This window comes from Cedecea neteri (assembly GCF_000758325.1).
GTDB classification, from domain to species: domain Bacteria; phylum Pseudomonadota; class Gammaproteobacteria; order Enterobacterales; family Enterobacteriaceae; genus Cedecea; species Cedecea neteri_B.
In genome coordinates this window covers 3,290,170-3,302,100 of record NZ_CP009459.1, presented here as the reverse complement: position 1 = coordinate 3,302,100, position 11,931 = coordinate 3,290,170, and the positions used below count along the sequence as shown (strand labels likewise).

Sequence of the window (11,931 nt, the reverse complement as noted above, 5' to 3'; positions counted from 1 at the left end):
TATAGTCGATGAAAGGCGTATACATTAGGATCCTGAACACAACAAGATATAAGCCGACCAAAAAAATGTAAGCGAGGACACTCTTCAGGATAAATACCATCAGCGGCTTTAGTCCTAATTTTTTTTGCCAATAGAAGGCGTCTTTCATCGTACGAAAATAATTCAACATCCTTGATTTCCACTCACTAAACCTCATGGAAACATTTTAACGAATTAATTCACTTGAGACACTGTGTTTGGATGTACTCCTGCAACCCTGCTATTTGCTTGCTGCTGGTTTCGATTTTCTCCCTGAGACGCAAATAATTCCGTTCAGCGGCGGCAGTAAGTCCGGGGCTTGTGCGTCTCTGCTCTTCGTACATAATCACGATAGCGCTAATTGTTTTTTTGATTTGCGGTCACCCTGCTACAGCGATTCGCAGCGAAGAGTAATTTGTCACCGCAAAGCTTATGAGTCACGCCATACATTTGCATGCTGGGCGTTGAGTGCTGGAGCGAACCCGAGCTTTATTGCCAGTCAGATGGGACATACAAATGCGCAGATGGTTTTTAATGTCTACGGAAAATGGATGACAGAGAAAAACGGCGATCAGATTGCTATCCTCAATAGTAATTTTGACTTCTCTGCCCCTTCACTGCCCCATAAGAAAGTGGTTGAAACACAATAATATTGTATTACAACCACTTAAAACCTAATCAGTGCTTAATCATCACATGCCGAACAGCGGTGTAATCCTCCAGCCCGTACAGCGACATATCTTTGCCATAGCCGGACAGTTTTTGCCCGCCGTGCGGCATCTCGCTCACCAGCATAAAGTGCGTATTTACCCAGGTGCAGCCGTACTGCAGCCGGGCACTCAGGCGATGCGCCCGGCCGACATCCTGCGTCCATACCGAGGATGCCAGGCCATAGCTGGAGTCATTGGCCCACGCTAATACCTGCTGCTCATCGTCAAACTTAGTAACGCTGACGACCGGGCCGAACACCTCTTTTTGCACAATGGCATCGTCCTGCTTCGCCCCGGCCAGTAGCGTAGGCTGATAATAATAACCGTCGCCTGCTACCTTGTTACCGCCCGTCACTACTTTGATATGCGGCAGCGCTTTGGCTTCTTCTACGGCTTTGCTGACTCGCTCAAGATGTGCCTCTGAACTCAGCGGCCCCAGCTCGGTGCTTTCGTCCTCAGGCGGGCCATATTTGAGACTGGCCACGGCTTCTCCAAGCTGCTCAACCAGCCTGTCGTAAATGCCGTTTTGGGCGTAGATCCGGCAGGCGGCGGTGCAGTCCTGCCCGGCGTTGTAATAGCCAAAGGTTCGCACGCCTTCGACCACCGCCTGTAAATCCGCATCGTCGAACACGATAACCGGCGCTTTGCCGCCCAATTCCATATGCGTGCGCTTAATCGTCGGGGCGGTATGGCTAATAATGTGTTCCCCGGTGGCAATAGAGCCCGTAAGCGACACCATGCGCACTTTTTCATGCCCGGTCAGCGCATCGCCGACGGTTTGCCCGCGCCCAAACAGCACGTTAATCACGCCCGCCGGGAAGATATCCTTCGCCAGTTTGGCTAGCTTAAACGCGGTCAACGGCGTAATTTCGGACGGTTTGATCACCACGCAGTTCCCGGCGGCCAGCGCCGGAGCCAGTTTCCAGGCCGCCATCATCAGCGGATAGTTCCAGGGAGCAATAGACGCCACCACGCCGACCGGATCGCGGCGGATCATCGAGGTGTGCCCGCTCAGATATTCTCCGGCAGCCAGGCCGCTGAGGCAGCGGCTCGCCCCGGCAAAGAAGCGAAAGACATCCACCACCGCCGGGATCTCATCGTTAAGCACGCAGTGGAAAGGTTTGCCACAGTTCTGCGACTCAAGGCGGGCAAAGTCATTCCCGTGTTGTTCTATGGCATCGGCCAGCGCCAGAAGATGTTCGGCACGTTCTTTCGGCGTCGTTTGTCCCCATGTGGCAAACGCTTTATCCGCCGCCAGAACCGCATCGTTGACTTGCTGAACCGTGGCTTCCGCCACCTCCAGCAGCACCTGCCCCGTGGCCGGGTTGTAGACAGGCTGCTTCTCTCCAAGGCCATCCACAAGCTGGCCGTTAATCAATAACTGACTTTGCATCCCCATCTCCTTTCCCGTTCTGATAATCATGGCCCCAGCGGCGTTCTGGCTTAAAAGGACTGAAGTAAAAAGCATAGCGCTGGCTTGACGGCGGCAGCGGTGCCGGACGGTGATTTTCACCAGGTTGTGATGAACAGCGCAGTAAGCCTGCCCCGCGTTCCCCTTTGGTATAACAGGGCGCGAAGCAAATGAGGTATCTATAGAAAATTAATATGAAAAGAAGGCGGGATACCCCTATGCTTTAGGCAGTCTTTTTCTTAGTTCACCGCCAGGAGGCACCATGAGTATTTCCGCCCGCAATCAGTTAACCGGTACCATCAGCAACGTCACGGCCGGCGCAGTTAATGACGAAATAGAATTAACCCTGAACGGCGGCGGCAAGCTGGTCGCCGTGGTGACCCGCAGCAGCAAGGAAGCGTTAGGCCTGGTTAACGGCAAAGAAGCTCTGGCTCTGATCAAAGCCCCGTGGGTGGTGCTGGCCAGTGAAGACTGCGGCTATCACTTCTCCGCCCGAAACCAGTTTCCCGGCGCGGTAAAAGCGATTGCAGAAGGCGCAGTGAATACCACCGTGCATATTCAGACCGACGCGGGTTTTGCATTAACCGCCGTGGTGACTAACGAAGCGGCTGATGAAATGGCGCTTAAGGTGGGGTCTCGCCTGCTGGCGCTGGTGAAAGCCTCATCCGTGCTGATTGCGGTGAAAAAATAACGCGTTAACGTCCGGCAGCTATTCAGGCTGCCGGTTTTCACTCGCTTACTTGTAGCGTACGTCAAGCTTGCTGTAGGCCACCACCGCTTCTGAACCGTCCCTGTTTTTGTCCTGGTTGTAGTTGCCCGCCTTGAAGTACAGCTGGATCCCTTCCCAACTCTGCTTCGGATAGTCAAAGGTTTGGCTGGCCTTTTTGCCTCCGGCGCTGGCCTCCACCGTCACCTTCATGCCGCTCGCCGTGCCTTTGGCTTTGATGCTGTAATCAATCTTATCTTTCAGCCCGACGCCCGAAAGCAGCGTGGTGCGCTTTTCCGGGTCACCGTAGTTTTCTTTCACGCCCGCCACTATCGCGCCGTCTTCCCAGCGCAGTTTCAACATCTCTGAGCCGCCGGGCTTGTCGCCGTGAATTTGAGCAAAAATAATCGAGCGCGTGGACGGATTTTTAACGATATACACCGACCCGCGCTGCTCATTGTCAAACTCGCTGCCGTTCACAAAATTGTGCGTGGCTCTTAGCTCGACGCGCGGAAATTCACTGTGCGGCGTGGAACCAAAACCGGACGGAGCCTTAAACAACATCGCCCCCGCTGGAATGGCAGAATCACAGCTTTTGTCCCCACCGCAGTTGCTGTAGAAATAGCGATTATGCAGATCTGGGGTGATCTTCACCTCATTCGGTTTTTCGCTGCTGTCGAAGGACTGCAGCAAATAGTCCTTTGTCAGCACCGGGTAGTTTTCCCCCGGCGCATTCTGGCCGCTCTCGGCCCATGCGCTGCCGCTCAGCGCCGCCAAAAACAGGCTGACCGGCAGCCCGTAACTTACTGTTTTACGCTTCATCTTTAACCCCAATGCAAAATGTAAACCCGCCCAGGCAGCTAACCATTAATCAGCGTAGATGCTTTACTTAAAATCTGTTGCGGCGACATGTCAGTAGTAACAATGGGTTTCCGGTAATTAACTTGATGCATAAAGGGAACAGTGATGATCAAAAAACTGCTCGTTTCAGTCCTGTTTGCGGCCAGCTACTCCGCCTTCGCGCTGGCGGATAACGCAGGCGCAGCGTTTAAAACGTTTCCGCTCGGCAAGCTTGAGTTAACCGCGCTGCACGATAAAAACAACGCCCTGCCCAACGATGGCAAAGTGATTGGCGTTGACGTGGGAGAAAAAGCGGTCGCGGATGTGCTGTCTGCGGCAGGTGCGCCGACGGACAAAATTAAGCTCAGCGTCGATGCCCTGCTGGTGAAAGACGGCAGCAAAGTCATTCTGCTGGATACCGGGCTTGGCCCCAATGCGCAGGGCCAGCTGATTGCGAGCCTCGCAAAGGCAGGTTATAAGCCAGACCAAATCACCGATGTGCTGATCACCCACGTTCACGGCGATCATGTTGGCGGGCTGCTGACGGCGGACGGCAAGCAGGCGTTCCCTCACGCCACGGTGAAAATCTCCGCCCCGGATTGGGCATGGCTGCAAACGCTGCCGAAGATGAAGGCGCTGGCTGAGGCCATCCGGCCGCAGGTGAAAACCTTTAAGCCTGGCGACCAGGTGCTGCCGGGAATCACCTCTGTACCGCTACCAGGCCATACGCCGGGGCACGTTGGCTACCAGATTGTTTCCGGCAAGCAACGAATTCTGGACATCGGCGACTCGGCGCACAGCTCGATTGTTTCGCTCACGAAGCCCGAATGGGCGATTGCCTATGATAACGACCGTAAGCAAGGGATCGCCAACCGCAAAGCGCTGCTGGCAAAACTGGCCGCCGATCGTGAGCTGATTTTTGCTCCACACTTCCCGTTCCCGGGCGTCGGCCATATTGTGGTGAAGGGCGACCATTACGTTTTCCAGCCGACAGAATAACTGTGACAGAAGCCGGTTCGCCGGCTTTTAAATTTCCGGCCTGTGGAGCTGATACCAGATATGCCGCAGCAGCGGATGCTGCGCCGGCACCATGGGGTGATCAAACTCACCGCTTCGGCGCATGCCTAATTTTTCCATCACCCGCTGGGACGGCAAATTTGGTAGTGCGGTAAAAGCCACGATGTTGTCCAGATCGTATTCGTCGAAACCAATGCGCAGCGCTTCACTCGCGGCCTCAGGCGCATACCCTTTGCCCCAAAACGCTTTTCGAAGCCGCCAGCCGATCTCGACACACGGGCCAAACGGCAGCGAGTAGCCTGGCCGGTTCAGGCCAACGAACCCGGCCAGCTCTCCGCTGTGGCGTTCTTCCACCGCCCAGAAACCAAAGCCGTTTTCCGCCATACGCTGGCGGAATGTCTCCAGATAATTCCGGCTTTCTTCCGGTGTCAGCGGCTGCAAGAAATAACGCATCACGTCCGGGTCGGCGTTCATTTCGGCAAACGGAACTAAGTCCTCCTCTCGCCACGCTCTCAGTAGCAATCTTTCAGTCTTGTACATGGTGTTCCTCAATCAATTCCTTGATTAAACGTGACAACGTCACTGCTGCCTGACGCTCCCTGTCGCCCCAGGCCCATGAGGCGTTGAAGCGGAAATAGTTATCCCAGGCCCTGCCAGTGGTGAACATTTTCCCCGGCGCGATGCTTATCTTATGCGCCAATGCCCGCTCGTTAAGCACGCTGGCGTCCTGCCCCTCCGGCAGCTCAATCCACAGGAAATAGCCGCTTTCGCTGCGGTGGATTTTGACTTCTGGCGGGAGAAGCTCACTCAGTGTCTGCCAGGCCTGCTGTTTTCGCTCGGCCAGCATCCTGCGCAGTTTTCGCAGGTGCGTGTCGTAGCGGCGAGTAGCCAGAAAATCGACCAGGGCCAGCTGCATCGGCGAACTGGTGGACAGCGTGCTCATCAACTGCAGCTGCTGAATGCGGCGGGCGTGCTTCCCGGCGGCGACCCAGCCGATGCGAAATCCGGCCACCAGGCATTTTGAAAACGAGGAGCAATGTAGAGTCATATCGTGGGCATCATATGCCCGGGCAGGTAGAGGCCTTTCACGCCCGTAATAAAGCTCGCTGTACACGTCATCCTCAATCAGCGTGACGTTATGCGCCTGCAATAGTTGCACCAGCTGTGCTTTTTTCTCCGGCGACAGCGTCACGCCCAGCGGGTTCTGGCTGTTGGTCATTAACCAGCAGGCTTTAACCGGGTATTCCGTCAGAGCCTGCGCCAGGGCATCGAGATCGATCCCGCTCACCGGGTCGGTGGCGACCGAGAGCGCTTTCAGCCTCAGACGCTCCAGCGCCTGTAGCGCGCCGTAGAAGCAAGGGTTCTCGACAATCACCCAATCACCCGGCTCGGTAACTGCCTGTAGGCTTAGATTGAGCGCCTCAAGTGCGCCTGCGGTAATCACGATTTCATCCGGTGAAACGTGCATCCCCTGCTGGGCGTAACGCTGGGCAATGGCGTGGCGCAGCGCTTCGTTGCCGGGCGGGAGACTTTCAATCACGCTGATGGCGGTCGCCGTTTTGCTGACCGCCGCCATTGAACGGTGGAGCTCCTGGAGTGGAAACAGGCGCGGGTCCGGGAACGCAGAGCCAAACGGCACCACGGAGGCATCCGTGCTCGCCTGCAGCACATCAAAAATATAGGTATTGATATCGACGGTTTCCGCCCGGGTCACCTGTACCGCAGGCGGCGCAGTGCGAGCCACGGGTCTGGGTGCAACGTAGTAGCCGGACTGCGGTCTCGCCACAATCGCTCCCTGGCTTTCAAGCATCTGATAGGCGTGGCCGACGGTCATAAAGCTCATGCCGCTATGGCCGACCTGCTCGCGCAGCGACGGCAAACGATCTCCCGGCTGCCAGACGCCGAGGGCTATCTGGTCGAGGATCTGCTGTGCCAGCTGCTGGTACTTTTTCATGCGTTGCTCCCTGTCTATATCACAGCGCTAAAAATACGCTGTTTTACACAACTGTTATAGTCAGAAAGTGATTTTTTAACACGAATATAACGGGCGGCAGAACCGCCCGTGGGGATAAAACTAAGAGGATTTTACTTCACATCGGCCAGCGCGGTTTTCTCAACGTAAGGCTTCATCAGGCTGTCCGCCGTTTGCTGGGCGGATTTCGCTGCCGCTTCCGGGGTCACTTTCTGATCGTTCACCACGGCCGCCAGCTGGTTTTCCATCGCCTGACGAACAGCAACCGTTTCATAAGTCGAATACCAGGGATGAGCATATTTCAGCTGATCCAGCGCGATTTGCGCCCGCGGATCTTTCTGCAGGTATTCTTTCATTTCCGGCGTGTCGTAAGAGGCTTTTAGCGGGGAGAAGTACCCGGTGAAGCGGCTCCACGCGCCGTTAACCTGCGGGCTAACCAGATAGGTCAGGAACTGATAAGCCGCCTTTTTCTGCGCGTCGGAAATGCCCTTGAAGCTCACCAGGCTCGCGCCGCCGATAGGCACCGCCCGCTGCTCTTTGGCGGGCATCATCGCCACTTCCATATCAAAATCTTTGCTGTTTTCGCGCATAAAGCCCAGCGCCCCGGTGCTCAGCATCGCCATGCCCAGTTTACCGCTGAAGAACGCGGCGCTGATCTGCTTGGAGTTAAGCACGCCGGACGGCATCACTTTGTCGCGGTAAACCATGTTCTGCCAGAAGCGCAGCGCGCCAATGGTAGTTGGCGAGTCGTAATACACTTCGCCCGGGTAGTTTTCGTTGAAGTAGTTGCCGCCGTTAGCGCGCACCAGCGAGGAGAAGATCCAGCCGCCGTAATCGTCGTTGGTGGATGGAAGCATGATGCCCCACTGCCCTTTGCTGGCGTCGGTCAGCTTCTTCGCATCGGCCAGCATTTCGGCCCAGGTCTGCGGCGGCTGCTTGATGCCCGCCTGGTCAAACATCGTTTTGTTGTAGTACAGGATTGGCGTGGAGTTATGGAACGGAATCGCGTAAGTCACGCCCATCACCTGGGCATTCTTGTGCATTGCCGGCCAGAAGTCGTTCATCAGGAAGTCGCCCGCCTTGCGGTTGCCGTATTTAAACAGCTCGTCCATCGGCAGGATTTCGTCTTTTAGTGCAAGATCGGTGGTGAAGTTGGCCGACATAATGACCAGCGCCGGTGGCTGCCCGGCTTTCTGTGCGGATTCCGCTTTAATTTTGGTGGTGTCGTAGCTGCCGGTAAAAATACCGCGGACTTCGACGTCCTGCTGCGAATCGTTAAACGCCTTGATGACGCGGGTCATCTCCATGGTCAGCTTGCCGTCGACCGGGGCCGGGAACATAAAATCAATTTTCTCTTTTGCCAGCGCTGCGCCGCTCACGGCCAGCGAACAGCAAACGGCAAGCGCCCGCCATTTATGCATCAGGGGGTTAAACATGGTCAATCTCCTGGTGTAAGTTGTGGTGAAGGTCTGTGTGGAAAAGGTGTATATCCGATGAAGAAAAACCGAGGGTAAGCGTATCGCCTTTTTCTGGTACCTCGCCGCGGTGGCGGCGGATGTAGCGTAACGTGCCCAGGGGGGTGCTGACATGGAGCAGATAATCTGCGCCCATCAGTTCTCGTTGCAGCACCGTCGCCGGTAGCGTCAGGTGCTCGTCCTCTGGCCTGTCTGTGAGGTGTTCCGGGCGAATCCCGAACCAGACGCTGTTCTCCTTCTCCGCCGCAGGCGGCAGAGGCAAATTCAGCGTGGCGGGCAAAACGCGGCCGTTTTCACAAGGCAGAGAAACCAAATTCATGGCCGGGGAACCAATAAAACCGGCGACAAACAGGTTGGCTGGATGAGCATAAAGGTGCTCCGGCTCACCCACCTGCTGCACCACGCCGCCGTTCATCACCACTATGCGATCAGCCATCGACATGGCTTCCGTTTGATCGTGGGTGACGTAGATGGTGGTGGTTTTCAGCTGATGATGCAGCGCCATGATGCTGTCGCGCACCTCGGTACGCAGGCGCGCATCCAGGTTGGAGAGCGGTTCATCCATCAAGAAAAGACGCGGATTGCGCACAATGGCTCTCGCCATCGCCACGCGCTGGCGCTGCCCGCCGGACAGTTTGGCCGGTTTACGATCGAGCATTTCGCCCAGCTGCAGCATCGAGGCCACCTGCTCCAGGCGTGGCTGCCAGCTGGCTTTGTCTTCTTTGCGGATCTTCATGCCAAAGATGATGTTGTCCCGTACCGTCAGGTGCGGAAACAGCGCATAGTTCTGGAAGATCATCGCGAAGTTGCGCTCACGCGGCGACATCGCCGTAATGTTCTCCCCGCCGAGCCAAATCTCGCCGCCGCTAACCTCTTCCAGCCCCGCCAGCATCCGCAGCAGCGTACTTTTACCGCAGCCTGACGGCCCGACCAGCACCACAAACTCGCCTTCGTCGATGCTGAGCGACAGCGCGTTCAGCGCCGCTTTGCCTTCAAACTGTTTGCTAACCTGATTCAGTCTTAACATAGCGATTAGCACTCATCCGTCGGGCAACTGATCGCCGCGTCATACAGCCACGGGCCAGCATAATGCGCCAGCGAATGCTGATAGCTTACCCACTGGTCGCCCACCTGGCGGTGCATCAGGCAGGACGGCGGCGACAGATCGTAATACGGGCGGCTGTCCTCAAAGTGGTATGGCACCTGGTGAACCGTACCGGGAATAGTGGCTATCGTGGCCTGGCGGTATTGGGTCATCGTCAGGCTGTGGTTGTGGCCACAGAAAATACGCACCAGCGACGGGAATCGGGTCACTAAATCCAGCAGCAGGTGGCCGTTTTCGCAGGCAATTTTGTCCATTTGCGCGTTGCCCAGCGGCAGCGGAGGATGGTGCATAAAGACGGCTGTCGGCTTGTCGCCGCTCCCGGTTAACTGCGCCTCAAGCCAGGCTACGGTATTGTCGGTCAGCCAGCCTTTGGAGTGCCCGGCGAGGCTGGAGTCGATAAACAGCAGCCGGGTAGCGAAGTCGTCCACCGCATAGCGGATGTTTTCCGGGTCGTCCCCCAATTGCGGGCAAAGCGGACGCAGGTATTCCAGAAAATGTGCCTTATCGTCGTGGTTGCCGGGGATCAAATACAGCGGCGACTTGATGGTACCGAGCACCTGGCGCGCGACCTCGTACTCCGAAGGGCGACCGCAGTTGACGATATCCCCGCTGACGATGACCGCGTCCGGGCGCTCACGCAGCGCGTTCAGCTGCGAGGCCACGTCGGCATTGCCCGCGTTAATGTCGATAAAGCCGTACAGTTTCTGGTTCTGACCGCGGAAATGGGTGTCGGAAATATGGGCCAATAACATCACTCAACTCCTTACTTGATACCTGAAAAACCAAAACTTCGCAGAAACTGCTTCTGGAAGGCGATAAAGGCGAGCATCAGCGGCAGGCAAACCATAATGGTCCCGGCGCTGATCGTGCCCCACTGGCCGCCGGATTCGGCGCCCATAGCAAACGAAACGAGTCCGACCGTTAGCACCTGTTTGTCCGGGTCGTTGAGCATCATTAGCGGCCACAGGTACTCGTTCCAGTGGTAGGTAATGCTCACGGTGGCAAAAGCCAGCACCGAGGGCCAGCACATCGGCAGCAGCACGCGGTAAAGCACCTGCCACCAGCGGCAGCCCTCCATCAGCGCGGCCTCCTCCAGTTCTTTGGGGATGGCGAGGAACGCCTGGCGCATCAGGAACACGCCGAACGCCGAGGTGAAATACGGCATCATCACGCCGGTCAGCGTATTGAGCAGCCCCAGCGTTTTGAGCGTCATCATGTTCGGCACCATCATTACGACGGGCATGATCATCAGCTGCACCAGAAACAGCAGGAACAGCGTTTGCTTGCCGCGAAATTCATGACAGGCAAAAACGTACCCGGCGGTGGTGATGGTGATGAGCTGCACGAAGAAAGTGCCGAAGCTGAAAATCAGCGTATTGGCGTAAAGACTTAGCCAGTCGGCGCTCTGCCACGCATCCCGGAAGTTATCCAGCGTGAGCGGAAAACGCGGCAATATTGAAGCCATGCCTTCCCCGAAGGTGCTGGCGCTAAAGGCTGATGAAAGCATCCAGATAAACGGGCTAACCCACAGCAGGGCCAGGCAGCACATCAGCACGGTGAGCGTCACGCCCTTTGATTTTCGCAGGCGCAGCCACAGCGGCTGCGGCACGCTACGCGCGTTGACAACGGACCCAGAAAACTCAACGCTCATGGTGTGCGCCCCTTTCCAACAGCTTGAGGTTAACGAACGAGAAGACAAACAGCCCGGCCAGCGTCAGGAAGGTGGCGGCGGAAGCTTTGCCTAAATCATGGGTGTCCCAGGCGAGGCTCTGGATGTAGTACAGCAGCACGGTGGTGGCGTTATCCGGCCCGCCACGCGTCATCACCGCCACGTGGTCGATCTGCGTTATGGAGTAAATCAGCGCGGTGGTTACCACAAAGCTCAGCGTCGGACGCAGCAGCGGTAAAGTGACTTTGAAGAACACCTGCGTGGAGGTCGCCCCTTCCATGATCGCCGCTTCGCGCGCCGAGGCTGGCAGGCTTTGTAATCCGGCGAGGAAAAACAGCATGTAGTAACCGGCGAACTTCCAGACGCCGATCAGCGCCAGGGCATACAGCGCGCTGTTGCTGCGCCCGAGCCAGTTGTTATTCATCGGCCCGAACAATTTCGCCAGGTAATAATCCAGCATGCCCATACCCGGCATAAAGATGAACAGCCACAGCGCCGCCGCGCTGACCATCGGAATGATCATCGGGAAGAAAAATGCCGTCCGCAGCCAGCGGTTAACGCGGTGGTTTTCCCACAGCGCAACCGCCAGCAGCAGCGCGAGCGCCACGCCGGGGATCACGGTCAGCACGATATAGAACAGATTATTCACCAACGACTTCCAGAAAACCGCGTCGGCAAAAAGGCGAACATAGTTACCAGCGCCCACATACGCGCCGGCCTCGCCCGCCAGACGCGTATCAAACAGGCTGTCGTACACCGAACGGATCAGCGGGAACCAGGTAAAGAGCAGTAAAAAGATCAAAGATGGCGTAAGGATCAGCCACGGAAGCCAGGGACGTTTTGCCATTGTCTGCAAACCTGTCAGGGGTCAGAAGTCAGTCAGTATGGGAGGGGTTTATGGCAGAAACGTGACGGGGAAATGGCAGTTTTGCGCCAGATAAAACAGGCAGCATCCCCGCGAAGGGATAACTGCCTGTCGTTCAAAGAGATTGTCTTTGCAGGGATATA

At 56.5% G+C, this 11,931-nt stretch carries 11 protein-coding genes and 2 pseudogenes; 3 read left to right on the top strand and 10 right to left on the bottom strand.

Annotated features, from left to right (window positions below; genetic code table 11):
- Positions 1 to 218: 218 nt before the first annotated feature.
- Positions 219 to 338: pseudogene (locus LH86_RS22165) on the bottom strand (lysis system i-spanin subunit Rz); the annotation flags it as partial.
- A gap of 54 nt (positions 339 to 392) precedes the next feature.
- Between LH86_RS22165 and LH86_RS15480 the strand changes: the two are divergent.
- Positions 393 to 668, top strand: a pseudogene (locus LH86_RS15480) (site-specific integrase); the annotation flags it as partial.
- Between the two features lie 28 nt (positions 669 to 696).
- Here LH86_RS15480 and patD read toward each other — a convergent pair.
- Positions 697 to 2,121, bottom strand: coding sequence for an aminobutyraldehyde dehydrogenase (patD, locus tag LH86_RS15475; protein ID WP_039303054.1), 1,425 nt, complete (start codon positions 2,119 to 2,121; stop codon positions 697 to 699).
- 280 nt (positions 2,122 to 2,401) lie between these two features.
- Between patD and LH86_RS15470 the strand changes: the two genes are divergently transcribed.
- Positions 2,402 to 2,830: a TOBE domain-containing protein gene (locus LH86_RS15470; protein ID WP_008461486.1), complete on the top strand. Its 429-nt coding sequence runs from the start codon at positions 2,402 to 2,404 to the stop codon at positions 2,828 to 2,830.
- A gap of 45 nt (positions 2,831 to 2,875) precedes the next feature.
- Here the strand turns inward: LH86_RS15470 and LH86_RS15465 are convergent, their stop codons facing one another.
- Complete coding sequence (locus LH86_RS15465; protein WP_039303052.1) at positions 2,876 to 3,667, bottom strand: polysaccharide lyase family 7 protein; 792 nt, start codon at positions 3,665 to 3,667, stop codon at positions 2,876 to 2,878.
- Between the two features lie 144 nt (positions 3,668 to 3,811).
- Between LH86_RS15465 and LH86_RS15460 the strand changes: the two genes are divergently transcribed.
- A complete protein-coding gene (locus LH86_RS15460; protein ID WP_039303050.1) occupies positions 3,812 to 4,684 on the top strand; it encodes an MBL fold metallo-hydrolase in 873 nt (290 codons plus the stop codon).
- Between the two features lie 27 nt (positions 4,685 to 4,711).
- Here LH86_RS15460 and LH86_RS15455 read toward each other — a convergent pair whose 3' ends face one another.
- The 7 genes from LH86_RS15455 to LH86_RS15425 all read right to left on the bottom strand — a co-directional run bounded on the left by LH86_RS15455 (position 4,712) and on the right by LH86_RS15425 (position 11,770).
- On the bottom strand, positions 4,712 to 5,242 hold the full coding sequence (locus LH86_RS15455; RefSeq protein ID WP_039303047.1) for a GNAT family N-acetyltransferase: 531 nt from the start codon (positions 5,240 to 5,242) through the stop codon (positions 4,712 to 4,714).
- Positions 5,229 to 6,656: a PLP-dependent aminotransferase family protein gene (locus LH86_RS15450; RefSeq protein ID WP_039303045.1), complete on the bottom strand. Its 1,428-nt coding sequence runs from the start codon at positions 6,654 to 6,656 to the stop codon at positions 5,229 to 5,231. Before LH86_RS15450 ends, LH86_RS15455 begins: the two co-directional genes overlap by 14 nt.
- 131 nt (positions 6,657 to 6,787) lie before the next feature.
- Positions 6,788 to 8,095 (bottom strand): ABC transporter substrate-binding protein, encoded by a 1,308-nt coding sequence (locus LH86_RS15445; protein ID WP_166874469.1) that lies wholly within the window; start codon positions 8,093 to 8,095, stop codon positions 6,788 to 6,790.
- Between the two features lie 7 nt (positions 8,096 to 8,102).
- Positions 8,103 to 9,176 (bottom strand): ABC transporter ATP-binding protein, encoded by a 1,074-nt coding sequence (locus LH86_RS15440; protein ID WP_039303042.1) that lies wholly within the window; start codon positions 9,174 to 9,176, stop codon positions 8,103 to 8,105.
- A gap of 5 nt (positions 9,177 to 9,181) precedes the next feature.
- Entirely contained in the window at positions 9,182 to 10,006 is an 825-nt protein-coding gene (locus LH86_RS15435; RefSeq protein WP_039303040.1) for a phosphodiesterase, read from the bottom strand.
- Between the two features lie 11 nt (positions 10,007 to 10,017).
- On the bottom strand, positions 10,018 to 10,905 hold the full coding sequence (locus LH86_RS15430; RefSeq protein WP_039303037.1) for a carbohydrate ABC transporter permease: 888 nt from the start codon (positions 10,903 to 10,905) through the stop codon (positions 10,018 to 10,020).
- Complete coding sequence (locus tag LH86_RS15425; RefSeq protein WP_008461472.1) at positions 10,895 to 11,770, bottom strand: carbohydrate ABC transporter permease; 876 nt, start codon at positions 11,768 to 11,770, stop codon at positions 10,895 to 10,897. The genes LH86_RS15430 and LH86_RS15425 overlap by 11 nt, the downstream gene beginning before the upstream one ends.
- Positions 11,771 to 11,931 lie beyond the last annotated feature (161 nt).